Genomic DNA, 24,565 nt, shown 5'->3' with positions numbered 1-24,565 from the left:
CGGGCGCCGCGACCCCCGCTGACGGGGCCGGGTGAAGGTCAGGCCATCGCGCGCTCGATGGCCTCGATGATCCGCGGCCGCAGCTCGGCGGCGCTGATGATCGCGTCCACCGAGCCGACCTCGACCGCGCGCTGGATGCTGTGCACCCGGTCGAACTCCGCGGCGACCTCGCCGAGCTTCTCCGCCCGGACGGCCGCCTGCACCTCGGCGAGCTGGGCGTTGAGCGCCGCCCGCTCGGCTCCGCTGGCCGCCGAGACCCGCGTCTGCAGCTCGGTCACCCGCGGGTCGGTCGCGGTGCGGTTGTTCACCTCGCCGGAGAACACCACGGCGGCGGCCGGGGCGCCGCCGAGCACCGAGGCGAACGAGCCTTCCAGCGCCAGCACGGTCATGTTCGGGTTGAGCGCCTTGGAGAACACCACGAACGCGCCGCCGTGGTAACGGGAGATCACGCAGAACACGATCGGCCCGTCGAAGTTGACGATCGCCCGGCCGATCTCCGCGCCGTACTCCAGCTGGAGCTTGCGCATCGACTCCGGCGAGCCGTCGAACCCGGACAGGTTGGCCAGCACCACCAGCGGCCGGTTGCCGGACGCGGAGTTGATCGCCCGCGCGGTCTTCTTCGACGACCGCGGGAACAGCGTGCCCGCGGTGTAGGTGTCGGGGCCGTCGGTGGGCGGGAAGCCGCGCCGCGGCACCGAGCGCGACTCGATGCCGATCAGGCAGACCGGCCGGCCGCCGATGTGCACGTCCTGTACGGCGGACGTCTCCGCGTCGGCCATGCCCGCCCAGCGCTCCAGCACCGGGTGGTCCTGGTCGGACACGGCACGCATCACGGTGCGGATGTCGAACGGCTTCTTGCGGTCGGGGTTGTGTTCGGCGGAGAAGATCTGGCCGACGGTGGCGAAGTCGCTGCCGTCGATCGTGTGCGGGAACTCGGTGATGTCGCGGTCGGCCGGGTCGATGGTGTGCGCCCGCCGCGGCGCGGTCTCGCCGGGCACGACGTAGGTGTGGTCGTAGTGCGCCATGAGCACGTCGCGGGCGGCCGGCAGGTTGGGCGCCCAGTATTGCGCCTGGCCGTTCGGCCCCATGACGCGGTCGTAACCGCCGATGCCGAAGTTGTCCTCGGCCGACACGCCGCCGGAGAAGTCGAGTGACTGCTTGCCGGTGAGCACCATCGCCGAGTCCGGCGTCATCACCAGGATGCCCTTGGTGTGCATGAGCATCGTGGCCTCGGCGTTCCAGTACGGCTGGGCGCCGACGGTGATCCCGGCGACCACGATGTTGATCTCGCCGCCGTCCTGGGTGAACGTGACGATCCGCTTGAGCGCGGCCGCGACCCAGTCCATGTTCTCGGTGCCCGAGGTCATCGAGATCCGCGCGCCGGCCGACAGCGCGTACCACTCCAGCGGGACCCGCATCCGCTCGGCGAGGTCGAGGGCGGCGATCACCCGCGAGCACTCGGGCTCCGACAGCGCGCCCAGCGCCTTCGTCGGGTCGCCGAGCAGGACCACTCGGGTGACGCCTTCGGGGTGCCGCTCGGTCGGCGTCGTGACGACGCCCGCCACGATCGCCGCGGAGTTCTTGCCCTTGGGCCGGTCGACCGGCACGAGCACGCCGCCGGCGTCGAGGTCGTGCTCGGCGAAGCTGCCCTCCGGCCCGGCGAGCAGGCCGGTCAGCTCGTACGGGTAGACGTTTCCGCGCCGGGCCGCGCGCAGCACCTTCTGGCGGTAGTCGTCCAGCGGCTGGACCGGCTCCGTCGACGGCTTGCCGACGTCGAGGCTCGCGCCGTGGCCCGGGTCGAGGGTGATCCGCACGGCGACCTCGGCCAGCTCGCCGGCGGCGTTGCGCTGGCGGGCCACGAACTGGACCTCCTCCAGCCCCGCGCCCGCCGTGGTCGGCAGGATGCGCTGGACCAGCATGTTGAGCTCGTCGGTGGACAGCTCGGTCGACGGCCAGACGTACATCATGATCCGGTTGGTGTCGAAGCGCTTGTTCTGGGGGCGCTGCGCCTGGATGTTGCGGATCGCGTCGAGGCCCGCGGTGAGCGCGTCCTCCACGGCGGGCAGCGCGATCAGCCTGCCGTCGGCCTCGCGCAGCGGCGTCAGGTCGCGGACCTGGCCCATCGCGATGAGCCGCTCGTCGGCCGGGTTGCTCCGCGCCACGGCCTTGAACAGGTAGACCTCCTCGTCGGCCGACGGCAGCCGGGTGAGGTCGAACTCGCGCAGCCGCTGCAGTTGCAGGCGCTCCGCGATCTGCGGGTGCAGGCCGCGGATCAGCCGGTCCTCGGCGAAGCCCGCGCCGTCGGGGCGGAAGGTGAAGTGGTGATGCATCACGGCGCCGCTGGTGCCGACGACGGTGGTGGTGACCCGGCTGACGCCCGCGGGCCGCGAGTGCTCGGCGAGGAGCTGCCCGATCCGCGCCGCCATGACGTCGGCGTCCGGCTGGTCCTCCCAGGTGACGTAGAGGTCGGCGACCAGCCCTCCGTCAGTGGCGCTGCCGGTGGCGAACGTGCCGACGGCGCCGATGGCCGCGGGCAGGGCGGCGATGTCGACCGCGGTGGTGACCACGCGGGTCACGCCGTCCGCGCCGGTGCGCTCGGCGGTGACGAACGGGCAGCCCGCCACCTCGCGCGCGGTGACCTCGGACAGCCCGCGGTTGCCGTAGTAGCGGCGGGTCAGCACCTCCAGCAGCGGCGCGTGGTCCAGCCCGGGCCGGCCGATCCGCTGGCCGATCAGCCGGACCAGCGGCTCGGAGCTGGCCACCATGGCCTGGATCCGCTCGGCGCGGTCCGGCGCGTCGGGGTCGGCGTCCAGGTAGCGCAGGTCGTCACGTACGGCGGCGTAGACCTTGGCGCGGTTGCGGCGCAGCAGCGGCTGGGCGAACCAGCGGAACACCACGCCGCGGGCCAGGTCGGACACCGTGGGGAAGCGCACCTGCGTGGCCTCTACCAGGTGCTCCAGGCCGAGCCCGGCGCGCTCGTTGAGCGACTCGAACGGCGGCGCGCCGGCCAGCCAATGGCGCAGCAGCTCCGACACGATCGCGACGCCGGCGCTCATCTGCTGCTGGGCCAGGAAGATCCGGAAGACCGCCGCCTCCAGCTCAGGCGTGCGGTCGAGGTCGTGGACGCCGTAGTGGGCGAGGACCCTGGTGAGCTTGGCCTGGAAGCTCTGGGTGACACCGGCGCGCTCGACGTCGAGGCTCTGCAGGTAGCTGTGGAAGAACTCGCGCGGGCTGTGCACGGGGTTGCCCGGCTCGACGTCGAGCGCGCCGCCCGGCTTGTTGCGGCTCAGCTCGGCCAGGTCGGCGAACACGGTGAGCAGGTCGAGCTCGCCCTCGATCGGCTGCCTGCCCAGCTCGGCGCGGGCGTCCAGGTATGAGGTCAGCACCTGCTTGCGGTCGTCGGGGCCGCCGTCGAAGCCGAGCAGCAGGCCGCGCAGGTCCTGCAGGCCGCGCTCGACCCGGTCGGCCGCGGACACGTCCGACGGCACGGCGGGCAGGTCGATCTCGACGGTGCCCGCGGCCTCCTCTTCGGGGCCTTCGTCGGCGAGGGGCTCCAGGCGCATCAGCGGCGCGCCGGTCTCCACCTGGCTGCCCACCGACACCGGGCACTCACGGACGCGGGCGCGGAACGGCGCGCGCAGCACCGTCTCCATCTTCATGCTCTCCAGCACCAGGATCGGCGCGCCCGCCTCGACCTCGTCGCCGGCCGACAGCGGCGTCGCGACCACCAGCGCCGGCGCGGGCGAGCGGACGACTCCGCCCTCGTCGCGGCTGATCCGGTGCGTCACGCCGTCGACCTCGACCAGGTGGATCGGCCCGTGCGTGGCCGACACCACCCGGAACCGGCGGCCGTTGACCACGATCTGGCCGCTGTGCTCGTCGAACCGCTCCACCTCGACGTCCGCCGGGTGCACGTCGCCGCCGCCGGAGATCCCGACGCGGAAGCGCCGGTGCCCGACGCGGGCCACGCTCACCCGGTAGCCGACGCCACGGAGCTTGAGGTCCAGCGGGCGGCCCGAGTCGTGCTGCACCTGCGGGCGGCCGCCGTGCGCGGTGGACAGCAGCCGCCGGCGGCCGACCTCCTCCTCGTCCTGGTAGGCCTCGATCGCGGCGGCGGCCAGGGCGATCGCGGAGTGGCGGTGGCTGATCAGGCGGCCCTTGGCGCGTACGCGGTCGATCCAGCCCGTGTCGGCGCTCGCGTCGATCACCTCGGGCTGGTCGAGCAGGTCGAGCACGAAGCTCTTGTTGGTGGCGCCGCCCTCGATGATCACCGTGGTGTCGGCCATCGCGCGGCGCAGCCGGCCCAGCGCCTGCTCGCGGTCGCGGCCGTAGGCGATGATCTTCGCGATCATCGAGTCGAAGTCGGCCGGGATGGTGTCGCCCTCGCTGACGCCGGTGTCGACGCGGATGCCGGGCCCGGTGGGCAGGGCCAGGCGGGCGATGCGGCCAGGGGCGGGCGCGAAGTCTCGGTCGGGGTCCTCGGCGTTGAGCCGGGCCTCGACGGCGTGACCGGCCTCGCCCGGCTGCGGGCCCTCGAGCTTCCCGCCGCCGGCCACGTGCAGCTGCAGCCGGACCAGGTCGGTGCCGGTGGTGATCTCGGTGATCGGGTGCTCGACCTGCAGCCGGGTGTTGACCTCGAGGAAGGCGAACAGCTTCTCGCCGGGGTGGTAGAGGAACTCGACGGTGCAGGCGCCGCAGTAGTCGACCGCCACGGCGAGCCGCTCGGCCGCCGCCTTCAGCTCGGCCGTCTGCTCGATCCCCAGCACCGGCGAGGCGGACTCCTCGATGATCTTCTGGTTGCGCCGCTGCACCGAGCAGTCCCGCACGCCCAGCGCCCACGCGGTGCCCTGACCGTCGGCGATGACCTGGACCTCGACGTGGCGGGCGCCGGTGACCAGCCGCTCCAGGAAGACCACGCCGGAGCCGAACGCGCGCAGCGCCTCCTGGCTCGTGCGCTCGTAGGCGTCGGTCAGGTCCTCCTTCGAGGCGACCATGCGGATGCCGCGCCCGCCGCCGCCCGCGGTCGCCTTGAGCATCAGCGGGTAGCCGATCTCGTCGCCGGCGCGCAGCGCGTCCTCCAGGGTGGCGACCTCGCCGCGGCTCCACGGCGCGACGGGGACGCCGACCTTCTCGGCGATGAGCTTCGCGCCGATCTTGTCGCCCAGCTTGCGCATCGCCTCCGCGCTCGGCCCGACGAAGGTGACGCCGATCTTCTCGCACAACTCGGCGAACGCCGGGTCCTCGGCGACGAACCCCCAGCCGACCCACGCGGCGTCGGCGCCGGTCTCCACCAGAGCCCGCTCCAGGACGGCGTGGTCGAGGTACGGGCGGGCGGAGGCGGGGCCCAGCGGATAGGCGAGATCCGCTTCACGGACGAAGGTCGCGTGGCGGTCGGCGTCGGTGTAGAGCGCCACCGTCTCGATCCGCGCCCCGGTCTCCGCGCAGAGGTCCCGGACGGCGTGGATGAGCCGCATCGCTGCCTCTCCACGGTTGACGATGGCGACACGACTGAACACCGGCTGAGCCTCCCCATACTCACGCACAAAGGCGACGCCCGAGTCCGGAGCGCCGCCTGCACCTTTCTACACCCTGCTCGATCGCCGCCCGCTACACCAATGGCCCGCATCGCTCATGGCGAAGCCGCTGCGTTGTGGAAACCCCACAAAAGGTGCCCCGCCCCCTCCCGCCCCGCCGCCGCCCTCCGAAGCCTCCGGAACCGGACGGGCACACGCCTCGTCGAATGAGCGGAAATTTCGTTGCGGCAATTATCGAGGCGACCGCCACAGAGCCACCACAAATTCGTTGCGAAGGCCCGTGGAGCGCGTGGCAAATTTCTCATCCAGCGTCCTTTCTCTGGGCATCTGACCTGGGCATACAGTGCTGCGTATCGAGACTCAACGTAGGCACCTGGAATGCGATTTGAGCACTGTACAGAAACATCTGTCCAGGACCCTGTCGGGCGCTTTGTCAGCACTTGCCGTCCAGGTGATCAAATCACCATGACGGAGGCCCGGTTGCGCCGATTGACGTCCACGGTCGCCGTCGCGGCGGCGGCACTCCCTCTGTTGCTCGTCGTCATCATGGCCTTGACGGCCACGACGGTCGCGAGCGCCGTGCGCGGACCCCGCCCTCGACCGTGATCATGGCACGCACGTGGCCGGCATCGTCACCGTGTCCACCTTCAGCAACCGCGGCGGAGCTCGGCGTCTGGCACCCATCAAGATGTGACATGAATCACACAGTCTACCGATTCACAATCATGTAACCGATTACATACGCTCATGTAACCGATTACATGGAGGTCAGGTGGCTCGAATCAAAGATGTCGCCGCGCAGGCGGGCGTCTCCGTCGCGACGGTCTCCCGGGTGCTCAACGACAACCCCTCCGTCACCGAGGAGACGCGCAACCGGGTCCACGACGCGATGGCCGCGCTCAACTACCGGCCCAACGCCGTCGCCCGGTCGCTGCGCACCGAAGCCACCAGGACGCTCGGGCTGATCATCGGCGACATCCTCAACCCGTTCTTCGCCGAGCTGGCGCGGGCCGTGGAGGACGAGGCCCGCGCGGCCGGCTACACCGTGATCATCGGCAACGCCGACGAGCGCGCCGACCAGCAGGACCACTACGTGCGCACCCTGCTCGAACGGCGGGTCGACGGGCTGCTGATCTGCCCCACCGCCGAGGTGACGCCCCTGGTGGAGGAGGTCAGCCGCGGAGAGCGCCCGCTGGTCTTCCTGGACCGGACGCTCAGCGGCATCGAGGTGCCGTCGGTACGGGCCGACGGCAGCACCGCCATCGCCGAGCTGGTCGCCCACCTGCGCGCCCTCGGGCACCGGCGGATCGCGTTCGTGTCCGGGCCGAGCACCCTGTCCACCGGCCGCGAGCGGACCGAGGCCTTCCTGCGGGCGGCGGCCGAGCACGGCCTGGAGATCCCCCAGGAGTACGTGCGCGTCGGCGACTTCCGCGCCGGCAGCGGCCAGCGGATCACCTCCGAGCTGCTCGACCTGCCCGAGCCGCCGCAGGCGATCTTCCTGGGCGACAACCTCATGGCACTCGGCGCGCTCGACGCGATCAGCGAGCGCGGCCTGGAGATCCCCCGCGACGTCGCGCTGGCCTCGTTCGACGACGTGCCGTGGTTCAACCACGTCCATCCCCGCATCACCGCGATCAGCCAGCCCACCGCCGAGCTGGGCCGGCGCGCGGTCCGGGTGATCCTCGACGTGCTGAGCGGCCGGGCCGCCGAGTCGGTGGTGCTGCCCGCCAGGCTCGTGGCGCGCGAGTCCTGCGGAGAGACCGGCACGAGGAAGGAGGGCGGCTCGTGAGCCAGGCACGGGAGATCCTGCGCGTCGAGGGGCTCGGCAAGAGATTCCCCGGCGTGGTGGCGCTCGACGGCGTCGACTTCGACCTGCGCGCGGGCGAGGTGCACGTCCTGCTCGGCGAGAACGGCGCCGGCAAGAGCACGCTCATCAAGATGCTGTCCGGCGCCTACCAGCCGGACAGCGGCCGCATCCTCGTCGACGGCGAACCGGTCGACATCCGCAACGCCTCCGACGCCCAGCGGCTCGGCATCGCCACGATCTACCAGGAGTTCAACCTGGTCCCGCAGCTGACCGTGGGCGAGAACCTCGCCCTGGGCCGGCCGCCCCGCCGCTTCGGGTTCGTCGACACGCGGCGCATGCACGAGCAGGCCCGCGGCATGCTCGACCTGGTCGGCGTCGGCGTCGACCCGCGTACCCGCGTCGCCGACCTGGGCATCGCGCAGATGCAGATGGTCGAGATCGCCAAGGCGCTCGCGCTGAACGCCCGCGTCCTCATCATGGACGAGCCCACCGCCGTGCTCACCACCACCGAGGTGCGGCGCCTGTTCGACCTGGTCGGGCAGCTGCGCGAGCGGGGCGTCGCGATCGTGTTCATCACCCACCACCTGGAGGAGATCGCCCAGATCGGCGACCGGGTGACCGTGCTGCGCGACGGCCGCTCGGTGGCCCAGGTGCCGGCCGGCACGCCCGAGGAGGAGCTGATCCGCCTCATGGTGGGCCGGCCCATCGACCAGCAGTACCCGCGCGAGGCGAGTGCGGCCGGCGAGCCGCTGCTGCAGGTGCGCGACCTGAGCCGGGCCGGCGCGTTCTCCGGCGTGTCCTTCGAGGTGCGGGCCGGCGAGGTCGTCGGCCTGGCCGGGCTGGTCGGCGCGGGCCGCACGGAGGTGGCCCGGGCGGTGTTCGGCGCCGACGCCCCCGACTCGGGCGAGGTGCTGGTACGCGGCCGGCGGCTGCCCGGCGGCGACGTGCGCGCCGCCATGGAGGCCGGGCTCGGCCTGGTCCCCGAGGACCGCAAGGGCCAGGGACTCGTCCTGGGCGCCGACATCGCCGAGAACCTGGGCCTGGTCACCCTGCGCGGCGCCAGCCACGGCGGATTCGTCGACCGGGCCGGGCAGCGCCAGGCCGCCGCGCGGGTGGCCGCCCAGCTCGGCGTGCGGATGAGCCACCTCGGCCAGGAGGTGCGCACCCTGTCGGGCGGGAACCAGCAGAAGATCGTGATCGGCAAGTGGCTGCTCGCCGACGCCAACGTGCTCATTCTCGACGAGCCGACGCGCGGCATCGACGTCGGCGCCAAGGTCGAGATCTACCAGTTGATCAATTCGCTCACCGCCTCCGGCCACGCGGTCCTCATGATCTCCAGCGATCTGCCCGAGATCCTCGGGATGAGCGACCGCATCCTCGTCATGGCCAGAGGCAGGCTCGTCGGCGAGCTGGAGGCCGCCGACGCGAACCAGGACTCCGTGATGGCGCTGGCCGTCACCGAGGTGGAGGATGCTCGTGTCCACTAACGTGCTGGCCGTACGGCCGACGGCCAGGACCCTGCTGGCCGAGAACGGCTCGGTCGCGGCGCTCGTCGTGCTCGTCGCGGCCCTGTCGTTGCTGTCCGGCGACTTCCTGACCGTGACGAACCTGCTGAACGTGGGCGTCCAGGCGGCGGTCACCGCGATCCTCGCCTTCGGCTCGACGTTCGTCATCATCACCAGCGGGATCGACCTGTCCGTCGGGGCCGTGGCCGCCCTGTCGGCGATCGTGCTGGCCTGGACGGCCGCCGACAGCGGGCTGCCCTGGCCGCTGGCCACGCTCGTCGCGCTCGCCGTCGGCATCGGATGCGGGCTGGTCAACGCCGCGCTCATCGCGTACGGCAAGCTGCCGCCGTTCATCGCCACACTCGCCATGCTGGGCGTGGCGCGCGGCCTGGCCCTGGTGGTCTCCCAGGGCAGCCCCATCGAGATGCCGGAGGCGGTCTCCCACCTCGGCGACACCGTCGGGGGCTACCTGCCGGTGCCCGTGCTGGTGATGGCGCTCATGGGCGTGATCGCCGCCGTCGTGCTCAACCGCACGTACGCGGGCCGGGCGATGTACGCCATCGGCGGCAACGAGGAGGCCGCCCGGCTGTCCGGCATCGCCGTCAGCCGGCAGAAGCTCGTCACCTATGCCCTGTCCGGCGCGTTCGCCGCGGTGGCCGGGATCGTCCTGGCCAGCCGGCTCGCCTCGGCGCAGCCGCAGGCCGCCTCCGGCTACGAGCTGGACGCGATCGCCGCCGTGGTCATCGGCGGGGCGAGCCTGTCGGGCGGCAAGGGCAGGGCGCTCGGCACGCTGGTCGGCGCGCTCATCCTGGCCGTCCTGCGCAACGGGCTGAACCTGCTGTCGGTGTCGGCCTTCTGGCAGCAGGTCGTCATCGGCGTCGTGATCGCCCTGGCCGTCCTGCTCGACACCCTGCGCCGCCGAAGCGGCCGCTGACATCACCGCAAACCCAGTAAGAAAAAGTGAGGTACCACCCATGCGCATCCACGCCCTCGTAGCGGCGGGCGCCGCCCTGACCCTCGGCCTGACCGCCTGCGGCTCGTCCGGCACGTCCTCCGCCGGCTCGGCGGGAGCCGCCTCCGGCGGCGACGTCAAGATCGGCATGTCGATCTCCACCCTGAACAACCCCTACTTCGTGCAGCTGCGCGCCGGCGCCGAGGCCGAGGCCAAGAAGCTGGGCGTCACGCTGACCGTCACCGACGCGCAGAACGACGCCTCCCAGCAGGTCAACCAGGTGCAGAACTTCACCAGCCAGAGCATGAAGGCGATCATCATCAACCCGGTCGACTCCGACGCCGCCGCGCCGGCGGTCAAGATAGCGGAACGTTCCAACGTTCCGGTGATCGCCGTGGACCGTGGCGTCAACGGGGGCAAGGTCGCCCAGACCGTCGCCTCCGACAACGTGGCCGGCGGCAAGCTGGCCGCGGAGCAGCTCGCCAAGGAGATCGGCGAGAAGGGGGAGGTCGTCGTCCTCCAGGGCGTGCCCGGCACCTCCGCCTCGCGCGACCGCGGCCAGGGCTTCGCCGAGGGCATCAAGGCGTTCCCCGGCATCAAGGTCGTCGCCCAGCAGCCGGCCGACTTCGACCGCGCCAAGGGCCTGGACGTCATGACGAACCTGCTGCAGTCGCACTCCGGCGTCACCGGCGTGTTCGCGGAGAACGACGAGATGGCGCTCGGCGCGATCAAGGCGCTCGGCGCCAAGGCCGGCAAGGACGTCAAGGTGGTCGGCTTCGACGGCACCCCCGACGGGCTGAAGGCCATCGAGGCCGGCACGCTGGCGGCCAGCATCGCCCAGCAGCCGGCCCTGCTCGGCCAGCAGTCCGTCCAGAACGCGGTCAAGGCCGTCAAGAGCGAGCAGCTGGAGGCCACCGCCAACGTGCCGGTGAAGGTCGCCACCAAGGACAACCTGTCCGAGTTCACCGGCGCATGAGCTCCTTGGGCGAACACGACGTCGTGGTCGTAGGGTCGGCCAACGCCGACCTGGTCGTCCAGGTCGACCGGCATCCCGCGCCCGGCGAGACCGTGCTCGGCTCGGAGCTGGCCGTCCATCCCGGAGGCAAGGGCGCCAACCAGGCCGTGGCCGCCGCCCGGCTCGGCGCGCGCGTGGCGCTGCTCGGCCGGGTCGGCGCCGACGGGCACGGGCGGCTGCTGCGCGAGTCGCTGGAACGCGACGGCGTGGACCTCGGCCACCTGCACGACACGGCGGCCGCCAGCGGCATCGCCATGATCGCCGTCGGGCCGCAGGGTGACAACAGCATCATCGTCGCCCCCGGCGCCAACGCCCGGCTCACCGAAGGTGACGTGCTGGACGCTGCGCCGCTGCTGCGCTCGGCCCCGGTCGTGTCCCTGCAGCTGGAGATCCCGCTGCCGGCGGTGCTCGCCGCGGCCCGGCTGGCCCGGCGCGCGGTGCTCAACCTGTCGCCGGCCGTCCCGGTGCCGGACGAGCTGCTGGCGCTGTGCGATCCGCTGGTCGTCAACGAGCATGAGGCGGCCTTGCTGCTCGGCGCGCCCGGCGAGCCGGACCGGCAGGCCAGGGAGCTGCTGGCGCGCGGCCCCCGCTCGGTCGTCATCACGCTGGGCGCCGACGGGGCCGTGGTGGCCGACATGGTGGCGGAGGACGGCGCCGTGCACGCGGTGCCCAGTCCTCGCGTGGCGGCCGTGGACACCACCGGGGCCGGTGACGCGTTCACCGGGGCGCTGGCCTGGCGGCTGGCCGCGGGCGAGCCGCTGGCGCGGGCCGCGGCGTTCGCCGCCAGGGTGGGGGCCGCGGCTGTGCGCAAAGCGGGGGCGCAGGATTCGTACCCGACGATGGCGGAGGTGGAGGACCTGTGAAGCGCGGCGGCGTCATCAACGCGGCCCTGGCGGGTGCCCTGGCGCGGCTCGGGCACACCGACGAGCTGCTCATCTGCGACAGCGGCATGCCGCTGCCGGCGGGGGCGGAAGTGGTGGACCTGGCGTTCGTGGCGGGCATCCCGTCGTTCGCCGACGTGCTCGACGGCATCCTCGCCGAGATCGTCGTCGAGGGCGCCACGGCGGCCGAGGAGGTCCGGGCGGCCAATCCTGCCTGCGCCGCGCTGCTCGGCGAGCGGCTGCCGGGGCTGGCGTACGTGCCGCACGAACGGCTCAAGCAGCTCTCCGCCGCCAGCAGGCTGGTGGTGCGCACCGGGGAGGCGCACCCGTACGCCAACGTCATCCTGCGCTGCGGCGTGGCCTTCTGACCGGCCCCGCCCGCCCTCAGGCGACGCGGTAAGTCTGGGCGGTGCCGGTGCGCAGGGTCAGGCCGTGACCGGGGGTGCCGGTGTGCGGGCGGGCCTGGCCGCCGGTGGGGTCCGCGGCGCCGTCGAACAAGGTGGACTCGATGCGCTGGTGGTCGTGGAACCACTCGATGTGGCGCAGGTTGACGGTGGCGGCCGCGGCCGGGAGGTGCAGGTTGGGCGCGCAGTGGGCGGAGACCTGCAGGTGGTGTCCGGCGGCGATGGCGGTGGCGGCGAACCAGCCGGTGTAGCCGCCGCAGCGGGTGGCGTCGACCTGGAGGCAGTCGACGGCCCGGGCCTGGCACATGCGGTTGAAGTAGGGCGGGTCGCAGCCGTACTCCCCGGCGGTCACGTCGGCGGCGCAGTGCTCGCGGACCAGCCGCAACCCGGTCAGGTCGTCGGAGGAGACCGGCTCCTCGAACCAGGTCACCTCGTGCTCGCGCATCCGCTCGGCCACGCGGACGGCCTGCTTGGCGCCGTAGCCGCCGTTGGCGTCGACGTACAGCTCGGCCCGCTCGCCGATGACGCGGCGGGCCAGCGCCACGCGGTGCAGGTCGCGCTCGGGGCACGTCCCGGACGACTCGCCGATCTTGATCTTCACCCGGCCGATGCCCTGGTCGTGCACCCAGCCGGCGAGCTGGGCCGTGGTGGCGGCGTCGTCATACGTCGTGAAGCCGCCCGAGCCGTACAGCGGGACCTCCTCGCGCGCCGCGCCGAACAGGCGCACGAGCGGGACGCCGAGCAGCCGCGCCTTCAGATCCCACAGCGCGACGTCCACCGCGGAGAGCGCGTATCCGGCGACGCCGGGCCGGCCGGCATTGCGTACCTGCCGGTTCATGGCGGCCGACAGGGCGGGGATGCCGAGCGCGTCGGACCCGATGATCGTCTCGGTCAGCAGCTCCCTGACGAGGGACGCCGTGGCGGCGGGGGCGTAGGTCCAGCCCGTGCCGGTCGTGTCGCCGGCCGTCACCGTGACGACCACCAGCGTGGTCACCCGCCAGGCCAGGGTGCCGTCGCCTTCGGGCTGATCGGTCGGTATCCGGTACGCGCTCGCCGCGACCTGCTCGATGGTGCTCACCTCGTCCAGCCCTACCCCGCACGCCCCCGCCAAACGCGCGCCGCGAATTTCCCGGCCCATTGCTGAATAGTTCAGCGGGGCGTAAACAATTCGCCCGGTAATTACCGGCAGCGCGCCATCGGACCGGCGCCCGAGTTTATTGCCACGACACAACGGACAGCCATCTCTCATGTTCTGGGGGAAACGACGCGAACGGCCGTCGCGGCCATGATGTTCGCCCGAGCCGCGAATCTGTGGCGACGGCATGATTGTGCCTCTGCTCGTGACGGGGCCGGGGCGGTGTGCGTCGACGACGCGTACCGGCACTGCGAGCAGATCATGCGCAGTCAGGCCCGTAACTTCTCGTTCGGCCTGCGTCTGCTGCCCGCCCCCAAGCGCCGCGCGCTGAGCGCCGTCTACGCGCTGGCCCGCAGGATCGACGACATCGCCGACGGCGACGGCCCCGCCGGACGGCGGCTGGCCCGCCTGTCCGCGATCCGCGGGATGCTCGACGGGACCGCTCCCGCGCGGCACGACCTCGTGCTGGTGGCGCTGTTCGAGGCCGCCCGCCGCTATCCGATCCCGCTCGCGGCGTTCTCGGACCTCGTCGACGGCTGCGCCGCCGACGTGCGTGGGAGCACGTACGAGACGTTCGACGACCTGGTCGGCTACTGCCGCTGCGTCGCCGGCTCGATCGGGCGGCTCTCGCTGGGCGTGTTCGGCGCGGACGACATGGAGGCGGCCACGCCGCTCGCGGACGCGCTCGGCGTGGCCCTGCAGATCACCAACATCCTGCGCGACCTGCGGGAGGACCGCATGGCCAAGCGGGTCTACCTGCCCGCCCACGACCTAGAACGGTTCGGCTGCACCCTGGACGTCGACGCGTACGGCCGGTTCAGCGACCCGCCGGAGCGCCTGGCCGCGCTCGTCAGGTTCGAGGCGGACCGGGCGCGCGACTGGTTCGACACCGGGATGCGCCTGCTCCCCATGCTGGACGCGCGCAGCGCCGCCTGCACGGCGACCATGGCCGGCATCTACCGGTGCCTGCTCGACCGCATCGCCGCCGATCCCGCCCGGGCGCTGGCCTCCCGGATGTCGCTGACGACGAGGGAGAAGTCCATGGTCGCGGCACGTGCCCTCGCGAGGCGTGGGAGTTGATCGCTGCCGCGTTGCTGGCGGTGCTCGCCGCGGTGTGCAACGCCGCCACGTCGGTCCTGCAGCGGCGAGCGGCGCGACCGCTGCCGCAGGAGCTGGGGCTGCGGTTCGGCCTGATCCGGGCGCTGATCGGCAACCCGCTGTGGCGGTGGGGGATCGTGGCGATGATCGGGGGCTTCCTCTTCCAGGCGGCGGCGCTGTCGAAGGGAGGCATCGCCCTGGTCCAGCCGGCCCTGGTGATCGAGCTCCCGTTCACCATGATCATCATGTCCTGGGCGTTCGGCACGGTTCTGGACGGGAAATCGTGGCTGGCGATCGGCGCGCTGTCGGCCGGCCTCGCGATGTTCCTCGCCGCGGCGGTCCCCGGCCCGGGGCGGTGGTCACCGGACACGGCCGAATGGATCATCGCCGCCGCCGCGACCTCGGCCACGATCGCCGCGCTGGTGACGGTGGGGGCCATGACCAGGGGGCCCATCCGGGCCGCCACGCTGGGCGTGGCCGCGGGCATCGGCTTCGCCTTCACGGCCACGCTCATCAAGAAGTGCACGATGATCCTGGCGGACGACCCCCGCGCGCTGCCGGTCTCCTGGCCCCTGTACGCGATGCTGGCCGCGGGCCTGTGCAGCCTGTTCCTCCTGCAGAACGCCCTGCACAGCGGCACCCTCGTCGTCGCCCAGCCGGCGTTGACCATCAGCGACCCCTTGGCGGGCATCCTGTACGGCGCGCTGATGTACGGGGAGCCGATCCGCGCCGGACCGTGGCTGGTGATGGAGGCGGCGGGCGCCGGGCTCCTGGTCTACGGGGTCATCGTGCTGACCCGTTCGCCGCTCATCCAGGATCAGAGCGCGGCCCCCTCGGCGCGGAAATGAGGCCCGCCTGGACCGGCATCGAGGAGAACAGCGCGGACGCCCGGTCCACCTGGCGCTTGCGCGATCGCGGGTCCTCGAGCAGGTCCAGCGCCGCCAGCAGCTCCGACGCGGTGCCCGTGTGGAGGCTCACCCCGGCCCCGGCCATCGCCCGCGCGCCGGCGACGCCATGGCCGCCGATGGGCCGGTGGATGACGACCGGCAGCCCGGCGGCGAAGGCCTCGTGGCAGGTCAGGCCGGAGCCGTTGTCGACCAGGGCGTACGCGGCCGCCATGAGCTCCGGCACGTCGTCGCGCCACCCCAGCGCCGGGCCCAGCCCGGCGGCCCGCAGGCGGCGCCGCAGCTCGGCGTTGTCCCCGCACAGGACGATCGGCGTGTACCGTCCCGACCTCGCCAGGGTGCGCGCGGTCGCGACGACCTCCCCGACGCCCCACGAACCGGTTGACACCAGCACGAGCCGGTCGCCGGGGTCCACGCCGACGCGGCCGGCCACTCCCCCGGGATCGGCCACCGCCCGCGCGAACTCCGGGCGCACGACCGGGGCGCAGCAGAGCGCCGGGCGGCCGCTCCGGGCGGCGATCTCCCCGATGATGTCAGGATTCGGGCACAGATACCGGTCGTTGCCGGGGTGCAGCCACAGCCGGTGCACCGTGAACTCGACGATCAGCACCGTGCTCGGGCAGGGCAGCCCGCCGCGCTCGCGCAGCAGCCCCGCGATCTGGGCCGCCAGGTGGAAGGTCGAGACGACCTCGTCGGGCGAGCGGGCGGCGACGAGGCGGCGCAGGGCGGGCAGGGCGAGCACCGTGAGCGGCGAGGTGCCCGCGGCCCGTTTGCCGACGAAGAAGACCTGGTAGATGACGTCATAGAGCCAGGGGGCGCGCAGGATCATCCAGCGGTATCCGCGGCGCAGCGCCGATCCCAGCCGGAGCGGGAGCAGCTGGAGGACATCGATGATCTCTGAATCGGCATTCTCGGCCGCGAGCCGGGCGGCCAGCTCGGCGGCGACCCGGTCATGGGCGCTGCCCATCGGCGCGCTGAGAATGAGGACCAGCCTGGACATCTCATGTCCCCCGATCGGCCGCGCCGCGCTGCCGCTCGGGCTCGCCTGCCTGGCGCTGCTGCACGCGGGTCCCGCCGTCACCTGGCTGCCGCCGGTCCGCCGGCGGATGCCCTCCGTCGCCGGCGTCGGCGACCCCGGCCATGTGGCGCTCACCTTCGACGACGGGCCCCATCCCGGCTCGACACCGCGTTTCCTGGACGAGCTGGGGCGGCTCGGCTGCCACGCGACCTTCTTCGTCCTCGGCGAGCTGCTCGAACGCCACCAGTGGCTGGGCCGCCGCATCGTGGCCGAGGGTCACGAGCTGGCCGTGCACGGCTGGCGGCACGGCAACCCCTTGCTCGCCCCGCCGGGCCGGCTGACGGCCGAGATCGGCCGGACCGCCGACCTGGTGCGGGCGGTCGGCGGCGTGCGCGCGACGTGGTACCGCCCGCCGTACGGCGCGCTCAGCCTGGAGGCGCTGGTCTCCGCCCGCCTGCACGGGCTGCGCCCCGTGTTGTGGACCGTCTGGGGCCGCGACTGGGAGGCGGCGGCCACGCCCGGCTCGGTGCTGGCCACCGTGGCGGCCGGGCTGCGCGGCGGGGCGACCGTCCTGCTCCATGACTCCGACCACGCCTCCGTTCCTGGGTCCTGGCGACCGGCGCTCGACGCCCTCCCCGCGCTCGTGGAGCGCTGCAGGGACATGGGCCTGCGCGTGGGCCCGCTGCGCGAGCACGGCGTCGCGTTTCCATAACGGCCACTCCCCCTTTCCCGTGGAATTCAAACGGCGTTTTCCCGGCCCGGCCCGCGAGTAAATTCCGCGCAAATCGCCGGGCAACGGAATGCCGTCATGTTTGCGTTCCCCGGCGGCGGATAATTTCCCTGTCGTGCGGTCAGAGAGATGCCATTCGCGGGAGCCGGCGGAAAAGGCGCGCCGGGAGAACTTCCCGGTGGCCTCCCGGCTGCTTCCGCGCCGGCACCGCGACCACCTCATGGCTCTGTACGGCTTCGCGCGCACGGTGGACGACCTCGGCGACGAGGGACGCCCCGGCGACCGCCTGAGGCTGCTGGACGAGGTCGAGGCCGACCTCGCCCGGCTGTACGACGGCCGCCCGCCAGGGCTCGGACCGCTCCGCACGCTGGCCCGTACCGTCCAGGAGTGCTCGATCCCCGCCGAGCCGTTCCGCCGCCTCATCGAGGCCAACCGGCTCGACCAGACGGTCACCCGCTACGAGACGTTCGACGAGCTCCTGGGCTACTGCGAGCTGTCGGCCAACCCGGTCGGCCATCTCGTCCTGTACGTGTTCGGCGAGGTCAGCGGCCCTCGGCTGGCCCTGTCCGACAAGGTGTGCTCGGCGTTGCAGGTCATCGAGCACTGCCAGGACGTCGGCGAGGACCACCGGCGCGGCCGCGTCTACCTGCCGCAGGAGGACCTGCGCCGGGCGGGCTGCCCGATCGGCGACCTCGCGGCGGCGGCCACGTCACCGCGGTTGCGCGAGGTGGTGGCCGTGCAGGCCGGACGGGCCACGACGATGCTGGCCGAGGGGGAGCCGATCGTCGCCTCGTTGTCCGGCTTCGCCCGTACGGCGGTGGCGGGCTACGTCGCGGGCGGCCACGCGACCCTGGCCGCGCTGAGCGGCGCCCGCTACGACGTCCTGGGCCGCGCCGTCCGGCCACGCCGCGTACGCCTGCTCGGGGCGTGGGCGCGTGTCCTCATGACCATGAGCCGGCCCGACGCGGGTCTGCGACGACTGCCGTCGGCATGAGAGGGCTGCCCCTGTGATGACGATCGCGCCGGTGGCGGTGGTCGGCGGCGGCCTGGCCGGCATCACGGCCGCCCTCGCGCTCGCGGAGGCCGGCTGCCCCGTGACGCTGTACGAGGCCCGCCCGAGGCTGGGCGGCGCCACGTACTCCTTCCGGCGCGGCGGGCTGACGGTGGACAACGGCCAGCACGTCTTCCTGCGCTGCTGCACGGCGTACCGGGGACTCCTGGAACGGCTCGGCGGCACCGCGCTGGTCGGCCTGCAGAGCCGCTTCGACGTGCGGGTGCTCGGCGCGGCGGGCCGGTCGGGGCGGCTGCGCCGCGCCGCGTTGCCCGGCCCGCTCCACTTCGTGCCCGCGCTCGCGCGATACCGCCTGCTCGGGCCGGGCGACCGGCTCCAGGCCCTGCGCGGCTCGCTCGCGCTGAGCAGGCTCGACCCGGCCGACCCGGCTCTCGACACGGTGACGTTCGGGAGCTGGCTGGCGGCGCACGGCCAGCGGGACCCGGTACGGCAGGCGCTCTGGGACCTGCTCGCGGTCGCGGCCCTGAACACGGGGGTCGAGGAGGCCGCGCTCGGCCCGGCGGTGAAGGTGTTCAAGACGGCCCTGCTCGGCCGGCCGGATGCCGCCGACCTGGGCATCCCCCTGGTGCCGCTCGGCGAGCTGCACGACACCGCAGCCAGGGCCGCCATCGCGGGACGCGGCGGCGCGGTGCGGCTGTCGGCGAAGGTCACGGCCATCGAGCCGGGCCCGGCCGTCGTCGTGGACGGCGTCCGGGTCAAGGCGTCGGCGGTCGTCGTGGCGACGCGCCACGAGCAGGCCGCGAAGCTGGTCCCCGCGGAGGCGGCGCCCGCCCGGGACGGATGGGGCGCCCTGGACGCGAGCCCCATCATCAACGTCCACGCGGTCTACGACCGGCCGGTCATGCGGGGGCCGTTCGTCGCGGTCACCGGCTCGCCCGTGCAGTGGGTGTTCGACAAGACCCGGGTCGCCGGGCTCGGCGAGGGGCAGTACCTGACGGTGTCGGTGTCGGTCGCGGACACGTGGATCGACCGGCCGACCGCGGACCTGCGCGAGACCTTCGTCCCGGCGCTGCGCTCGGTCTTCCCGGCCGCGCGCGAGGCCACGATGACCGACTTCTTCGTCACCAGGGAACGGCGCGCGACGTTCCGCCAGGGCCCCGGCAGCGGGGCGCTCCGACCGGGGAGCGCCACCCGGTGGCCCGGCCTCTATCTCGCCGGCGCCTGGACCGACACCGGCTGGCCGGACACGATGGAGGGCGCCGTACGCAGCGGGCTGCACGCCGCACGCCTGGTCAGACAGCATGTGCGAGATCAGGAGAGCGTGTCATGACCCTGACCCTGCCGCCGGCGGAGGCCGCCCGCGAGCTCGTCGAGCCGGTGCTGCGCGAGGCCGTCGGCCGCCTCGACCCGCGTATCGCCCGCGTCGCCCGCTACCACTTCGGCTGGACCGACAGCGACGGCCGGCCCCGCGCGGCCGGCGGCAAGGCGCTGCGGCCCACGCTCGCGGTGCTGTCGGCCCGGGCCGCGGGAGCGGACATCGAACGGTGCCTGCCCGCCGCCGCCGCGGTGGAGCTGGTGCACGCGTTCTCCCTCCTGCACGACGACGTCATGGACGACGACCCGGTGCGCCGGCACCGTCCGGCCGCCTGGACGGTCTTCGGCCGCTCCCAGGCGATCCTCTGCGGCAACGCGCTGTTCGCCCTGGCCCTGGAGTTGCTGCTGGAACAGGGCGGCCCCGGCTACGCGGCGGCCGCCCGCGCGCTCAACCACGCCACGCTCTCGCTCATCGCGGGTCAGGCCCTGGATCTGGAGTTCCAGGACCGCGACGACGTGACGCGGGAGGAGTGCCTGCTGATGTCGCGGCACAAGACCGCCTCGCTGCTCGCCTGCGCCTGCTCGATCGGCGTCACGGCGGCAGAAGGTCCCGCCTCGCTGGCCGGTGCTCTGGACGCGTTCGGCACCGAGGCCGGGCTGGCCTTCCAGCTGACCGACGACCTGCTCGGCATCTGGGGGCGACCCGAGGTGACGGGCAAACCGGTGCTGGCCGACCTGCGGGCCCGCAAGAAGAGCCTGCCCGTGGTCGCCGCGCTCACCAGCCGTACGGAGGACGGACGCCGCTTCGCCGAGCTGCTGGCCAGGCCGGGGGAGCTGACGGAGGCCGACCTGCGCGCCGCCGCCGACCTGGTCGAGCAGGCGGGCGGCCGGGCCTGGGCCGAGCTGGAGGCCGGGCGGCGCTTCGACGCCGCGACCCGGTGCCTCGACGCCGCGGACCTGCCCGCGGACGTGCGCGCCGAATTCCTGCACATCGCCCGATTCATCACATCCAGGGACCACTGACATGACCACCCTCGAGACGACCCCGAGCCTGCTCACCGACGCCGAGCACGCCCTCCGGGCCGCCTGCGATCACCTGATCGGCCTGCGGTCCCCGGAGGGCTGGTGGAAGGGCGAGCTGCAGACGAACGTGAGCATGGACGCGGAGGATCTGCTGCTGCGGCAGTTCCTCGGCATCCGCACCGAGGAGGACACGGCGGAGGCCGCCCGGTGGATCCGTTCGGAGCAGCGGGCCGACGGCACCTGGGCCAACTTCCACGAGGGGCCCGCGGAGCTGTCCACCACGGTCGAGGCGTACACCGCGCTGCGGCTCGCGGGCGATCCGCCCGACGCGGAGCACATGCGGGCCGCGTCGCAGCAGGTCCGGGCCATGGGCGGGATCGAGGCGAGCCGGGTGTTCACGCGGGTCTGGCTGGCCCTGTTCGGGGAGTGGTCGTGGCGGGACCTGCCGGTCATGCCGCCCGAGATGATCTTCCTGCCCTCGTGGTTCCCGCTCAACGTCTACGACTGGGCCTGCTGGGCCAGGCAGACGATCGTGCCCCTGACCGTCGTGACCGCGTACCGGCCGGTGCGCCGGCTCCCGTTCGAGCTGCCCGAGCTGCGGACCGGCCAGGCGCCGCACCGTGCCGGGGGCGGGGGCTGGGAGGCGGCGTTCGGCGCGCTGGACCGGGCGTTGCACCGGTACGAGCGGCGCCCGTCGCGGGCCCTGCGGCGGGCCGCGCTGAGGCGCGCCGTCGACTGGGTGGTCGCCCGCCAGGAAGCCGACGGCTCCTGGGGCGGGATCCAGCCGCCGTGGGTGTACTCGATCATCGCGCTCCACCTCTCCGGCTACGACCTGGACCATCCGGTGATGCGCAAGGCGATCGGGGGGCTCGACCGGTTCACCGTCCGCGACGAGAAGGGGCGCCGGTTGGAGGCGTGCCAGTCCCCCGTGTGGGACACGGCGCTGGCGATCAACGCGCTGCTCGACGCGGGCACCCCCGCCGACCATCCGGCCGTCACCGGGGCCGCCGACTGGCTGCTGCGCGAGGAGGTCACGAGGTCGGGAGACTGGGCGGTGCGCAGGCCGGGCCTGCCGCCCGGCGGGTGGGCGTTCGAGTTCGACAACGACGGCTATCCCGACATCGACGACACCGCGGAGGTCGTGCTCGCGCTGCGCCGGGTGGACCGCCCCGGCGCGCGGCCGGCGATCGAGCGCGGGGTCCGCTGGATGGCCGGCATGGCGAGCGCCGACGGCGGCTTCGCGGCGTTCGACGCCGACAACGACCGCGCGCTCTGCACCAAGCTGCCCTTCTGCGACTTCGGCGCGGTGATCGACCCGCCGTCCGCCGACGTCACCGCGCACGTCGTCGAAGCCCTGGCCAAGGAGCGGCCCCGCTCCCCTGTCCTGCGCAGGGCCGTGATCTGGCTGCTCAAGGCGCAGGAGGAGGACGGATCGTGGTTCGGCCGCTGGGGCGCGAACCACGTCTACGGCACCGGGGCCGCCGTGCCCGCCCTCGTCGCCGCGGGGGTCCGTCCGGGGCATCCCTCCGTACGCCGCGCCGTCGCCTGGCTGGAACGCCACCAGAACGACGACGGCGGCTGGGGCGAGGACCTGCGCTCCTACCGCGACCCGGCCTGGATCGGCCGCGGGGCCTCGACCGCCTCGCAGACCGCCTGGGCCCTGCTGGCCCTGCTCGCCGCCGGCGAACGCTCCCCGGCGGTGGAAAGAGGCGTGCGCTGGCTGGTCGAGCGGCAGCGGCCGGACGGCACCTGGGACGAGCCGTACTTCACCGGCACGGGCTTCCCCGGTGACTTCTACATCAACTACCACCTCTACCGGCTCGTCTTCCCGATCAGCGCCCTCGGGCGCTACCTGCGCCGCGACCTGGAGCTCTCATGACCGGACTGCTGATCTGCGCCGCGCTCGGGATCGAGGCCCGCGCGGTCAGGCGCGGCCTGCCGGCCCACCTCGCCAGGGTCGTCGTCACCGGGATCGGCCCGCGGCGGGCGGCCCGCGCGGCCGCGGGCCTGGCCTGGCGGGAGGCGGTGGCCGTGGTCGGTTTCGGCGGCGCCGCCGGCAGGAGCCTGCGGCCCGGCGACGTCCTGGTGGCGAGCGAGGTCCGGTTCAGGGGACGCGTCCATCCCTGCCCGTCCGCTCCCCTCCTCGCCGGCGAGCTGGCCGACGCCGGCCTGCCCGCCCAGGTCGGGCCGCTGGTCACCGCCGATCACGTGGTCCGCGGCGCGGAGCGGCACCGCCTGGCCGCGGAGGGCGCGTACGGCGTGGACATGGAGACCGGCCCGCTGGCCCGGGCCGCCGCGGGGCGCCCGCTGGCCGCCGTGCGGGTCATCGTCGACACGCCGGAGGCGCCGCTGCTGAGCCTGGCCACGCTCACCCGCGGCGTGGCCGCCCGCCGCACGCTCGCCGCCGTCGGCCCCGTCCTGGTTCGCTGGGCGGCGCTGCTACCCGAGGAAGTGCTGTCATGACCATCCCGATCCGGCAGAGCCTGCGCGTCGGCGGCTACATCCTGCGCCAGCGGCTGCGGGGACGGACCAAGTTCCCGCTGCTGGTGGAGCTGGAGCCGCTGTTCGCGTGCAACCTCAAATGCGCCGGCTGCGGCAAGATCCAGCATCCCGCCGACGTGCTGAAGCAGCGCATGCCGGTGGAGCAGGCCGTCGCCGCCATCCAGGAGTGCGGCGCCCCCATGGTGTCCATCGCCGGCGGGGAGCCGCTCATGCACCCGCAGATCGGCGAGCTGGTCCGCCGGCTCGTCGGCATGAAGAAGTACGTGTTCCTGTGCACGAACGCGCTGCTGATCCCCAAGAAGATCGACGAGTTCGAGCCCTCGCGGTACTTCGCCTGGACCGTGCACATCGACGGCGTGCGCGAGCGCCACGACGCCGCGGTGTGCAAGGAGGGCGTCTTCGACGAGGCCGTCGCCGCCGTGCGCGAGTGCCGGCGGCGCGGCTTCCGGGTCACCACCAACACGACGTTCTTCTCCACGGACAGCCCGCGGACCGTCATCGAGGTGCTCGACTACCTCAACGACGAGCTCGCCGTCGACCAGATGATGATCTCTCCCGCGTACGCGTACGAGAAGGCGCCCGTGCAGGACCGGTTCATGGGGGTGCGGGAGACGCGCGCGCTGTTCCGCGAGGCCTTCGCCGGCGGGAGACGGCGGCGCTGGCGGTTCAACCACTCGCCGCTGTTCCTGGACTTCCTGGAGGGGCGGATCGAGCTGCCGTGCACCGCCTGGGCCATCCCGTCGTACTCGCTGTTCGGCTGGCAGCGACCGTGTTACCTCATGGCCGACGGGTACGCGCGGACCTACCGCGAGCTGATCGAGGACACCGACTGGACGGCCTACGGCCGGGGCCGCGACCCCCGGTGCGACAACTGCATGGCGCACTGCGGATACGAGCCGACCGCCGTCCTGGCCACGATCGGGTCGCTGAAGGAGTCACTGCGCGCCATCAGGAGCGGCTGACCCCTCCATGCGCCCGAAGCGCCGCGCGAGCACCCGGAACGCGCCGGGCGCCGCGCCGCGCAGCCTGGCCGGCACCCGCAGCCAGCCCGGCACGAACGACTCCGGCCGCCCGTCCCTGATCGCCGCCACGATCGCCCGCGCCACCCGCTCCGGCGCGATCGGCGCCGGCCGGCCGCGCGTGTACGGGGCGCCGCGCCGTACGAAGAAGGGGGTGTCCACCACCCCGGGCAGCAGGACGGACACGCCCACGCCTGGCACGTGATGCAGCTCATGGCGCAGGCTCTCCGCGAAGGCCATCAGCCCCGCCTTGGTCGCCGAGTACACGGCCTCCTGCGCCACGCCCACCGCCCCGGCGATGGAGGCCACGAACACGAGGTGCCCGCGGCCCGCCGCCACCATCCCCGGCAGCAGCAGCCGCGTGAGCGCGATCGGGGCGGCGAGGTTGACCGCCAGCAGCTGCTCGACGCTGCCGGCCGGCATCCGTACGAACGGCCCCGCCCACCCCACGCCGGCGTTGTTGACCAGGACGTCGACGTGTCCGCTCCGCTCGGCCAGCTCCTCGGCCTGGGTGGTGACGTCGCACACCAGCACGCGCCCGCCGGTGGCCGCGGCGACGGCCGCCAGCCGCTCGCGGTCGCGCCCGGCCAGCGTCAGCCGCGCGCCGGTGCCCGCCAGCGCCCGCGCGGTGGCCGCGCCGATGCCCGAGGAGGCGCCGGTGACGAGGACGTGGGCATCGGCGAGCCTCATCGCGTCACCTGTTCTCCGTAA

17 protein-coding genes and 1 pseudogene are annotated in these 24,565 nt (G+C 73.3%); 14 read left to right on the top strand and 4 right to left on the bottom strand.

The genetic code is table 11. From position 1 onward, the window contains the following. Positions 1 to 38 precede the first annotated feature (38 nt). Positions 39 to 5,516, bottom strand: coding sequence for a biotin carboxylase N-terminal domain-containing protein (locus ABZX61_RS55360; protein ID WP_355208620.1), 5,478 nt, complete (start codon positions 5,514 to 5,516; stop codon positions 39 to 41). 790 nt (positions 5,517 to 6,306) lie between these two features. On the opposite strand from ABZX61_RS55360, the gene ABZX61_RS55355 reads away from it, so the two are divergent. From ABZX61_RS55355 to rbsD, 5 genes and pseudogenes are all read left to right on the top strand, one after another. Further along, a complete protein-coding gene (locus ABZX61_RS55355) occupies positions 6,307 to 7,323 on the top strand; it encodes a LacI family DNA-binding transcriptional regulator (RefSeq protein ID WP_350732957.1) in 1,017 nt (338 codons plus the stop codon). After that, positions 7,320 to 8,828: a sugar ABC transporter ATP-binding protein gene (locus ABZX61_RS55350; protein ID WP_350732959.1), complete on the top strand. Its 1,509-nt coding sequence runs from the start codon at positions 7,320 to 7,322 to the stop codon at positions 8,826 to 8,828. Before ABZX61_RS55355 ends, ABZX61_RS55350 begins: the two co-directional genes overlap by 4 nt. Beyond that, positions 8,812 to 10,774, top strand: a pseudogene (locus ABZX61_RS55345) (substrate-binding domain-containing protein). Before ABZX61_RS55350 ends, ABZX61_RS55345 begins: the two are co-directional and overlap by 17 nt. A gap of 5 nt (positions 10,775 to 10,779) precedes the next feature. Continuing rightward, complete coding sequence (locus tag ABZX61_RS55340; RefSeq protein ID WP_355208616.1) at positions 10,780 to 11,676, top strand: ribokinase; 897 nt, start codon at positions 10,780 to 10,782, stop codon at positions 11,674 to 11,676. Further along, on the top strand, positions 11,673 to 12,062 hold the full coding sequence (gene rbsD / locus ABZX61_RS55335; RefSeq protein ID WP_350732963.1) for a D-ribose pyranase: 390 nt from the start codon (positions 11,673 to 11,675) through the stop codon (positions 12,060 to 12,062). The genes ABZX61_RS55340 and rbsD overlap by 4 nt, the downstream gene beginning before the upstream one ends. A gap of 16 nt (positions 12,063 to 12,078) precedes the next feature. Here rbsD and ABZX61_RS55330 read toward each other — a convergent pair whose 3' ends face one another. After that, complete coding sequence (locus ABZX61_RS55330) at positions 12,079 to 13,176, bottom strand: enolase C-terminal domain-like protein (protein ID WP_355208612.1); 1,098 nt, start codon at positions 13,174 to 13,176, stop codon at positions 12,079 to 12,081. 279 nt (positions 13,177 to 13,455) lie between these two features. Between ABZX61_RS55330 and ABZX61_RS55325 the strand changes: the two genes are divergently transcribed. Both ABZX61_RS55325 and ABZX61_RS55320 read left to right on the top strand, forming a co-directional pair. Further along, positions 13,456 to 14,313: a squalene/phytoene synthase family protein gene (locus tag ABZX61_RS55325; protein WP_355208609.1), complete on the top strand. Its 858-nt coding sequence runs from the start codon at positions 13,456 to 13,458 to the stop codon at positions 14,311 to 14,313. Continuing rightward, positions 14,310 to 15,179: a DMT family transporter gene (locus tag ABZX61_RS55320; protein ID WP_350732969.1), complete on the top strand. Its 870-nt coding sequence runs from the start codon at positions 14,310 to 14,312 to the stop codon at positions 15,177 to 15,179. Before ABZX61_RS55325 ends, ABZX61_RS55320 begins: the two co-directional genes overlap by 4 nt. Here ABZX61_RS55320 and ABZX61_RS55315 read toward each other — a convergent pair. After that, positions 15,139 to 16,236 carry a hypothetical protein gene (locus ABZX61_RS55315; RefSeq protein ID WP_355208606.1) on the bottom strand — a complete coding sequence of 366 codons (1,098 nt, stop codon included), beginning with the start codon at positions 16,234 to 16,236 and terminating at the stop codon, positions 15,139 to 15,141. The genes ABZX61_RS55320 and ABZX61_RS55315 overlap by 41 nt on opposite strands. On the opposite strand from ABZX61_RS55315, the gene ABZX61_RS55310 reads away from it, so the two are divergent. From ABZX61_RS55310 to hpnH, 7 genes are all read left to right on the top strand, one after another. Beyond that, complete coding sequence (locus ABZX61_RS55310) at positions 16,217 to 16,966, top strand: polysaccharide deacetylase family protein (protein WP_350732972.1); 750 nt, start codon at positions 16,217 to 16,219, stop codon at positions 16,964 to 16,966. The two genes, ABZX61_RS55315 and ABZX61_RS55310, sit on opposite strands and share 20 nt — an antisense overlap. A 133-nt stretch (positions 16,967 to 17,099) precedes the next feature. Next, positions 17,100 to 17,978 (top strand): squalene synthase HpnC, encoded by an 879-nt coding sequence (gene hpnC, locus ABZX61_RS55305; protein ID WP_355208603.1) that lies wholly within the window; start codon positions 17,100 to 17,102, stop codon positions 17,976 to 17,978. Between the two features lie 16 nt (positions 17,979 to 17,994). Then, positions 17,995 to 19,326, top strand: a complete 1,332-nt coding sequence (hpnE, locus tag ABZX61_RS55300) for a hydroxysqualene dehydroxylase HpnE (RefSeq protein ID WP_355208600.1) — start codon at positions 17,995 to 17,997, stop codon at positions 19,324 to 19,326. Beyond that, positions 19,323 to 20,333 carry a polyprenyl synthetase family protein gene (locus tag ABZX61_RS55295; protein ID WP_355208598.1) on the top strand — a complete coding sequence of 337 codons (1,011 nt, stop codon included), beginning with the start codon at positions 19,323 to 19,325 and terminating at the stop codon, positions 20,331 to 20,333. Before hpnE ends, ABZX61_RS55295 begins: the two co-directional genes overlap by 4 nt. 1 nt (position 20,334) lies before the next feature. Beyond that, a complete protein-coding gene (shc, locus tag ABZX61_RS55290) occupies positions 20,335 to 22,212 on the top strand; it encodes a squalene--hopene cyclase (RefSeq protein ID WP_355208595.1) in 1,878 nt (625 codons plus the stop codon). Next, entirely contained in the window at positions 22,209 to 22,796 is a 588-nt protein-coding gene (locus ABZX61_RS55285; protein ID WP_355208593.1) for a hypothetical protein, read from the top strand. Before shc ends, ABZX61_RS55285 begins: the two co-directional genes overlap by 4 nt. Next, entirely contained in the window at positions 22,793 to 23,797 is a 1,005-nt protein-coding gene (hpnH, locus tag ABZX61_RS55280; RefSeq protein WP_350732981.1) for an adenosyl-hopene transferase HpnH, read from the top strand. The genes ABZX61_RS55285 and hpnH overlap by 4 nt, the downstream gene beginning before the upstream one ends. Here the strand turns inward: hpnH and ABZX61_RS55275 are convergent. Further along, positions 23,771 to 24,544, bottom strand: coding sequence for an SDR family NAD(P)-dependent oxidoreductase (locus ABZX61_RS55275; protein ID WP_355208591.1), 774 nt, complete (start codon positions 24,542 to 24,544; stop codon positions 23,771 to 23,773). The genes hpnH and ABZX61_RS55275 overlap by 27 nt on opposite strands. Positions 24,545 to 24,565 lie beyond the last annotated feature (21 nt).

It is taken from the genome of Nonomuraea sp. NPDC003709, from assembly GCF_040610775.1.
Classification (GTDB): Bacteria; Actinomycetota; Actinomycetes; order Streptosporangiales; family Streptosporangiaceae; genus Nonomuraea; species Nonomuraea angiospora_A.
The sequence above is the reverse complement of the archived record's forward strand: the minus strand, read 5'-3'. Positions and strand labels throughout refer to the sequence as shown.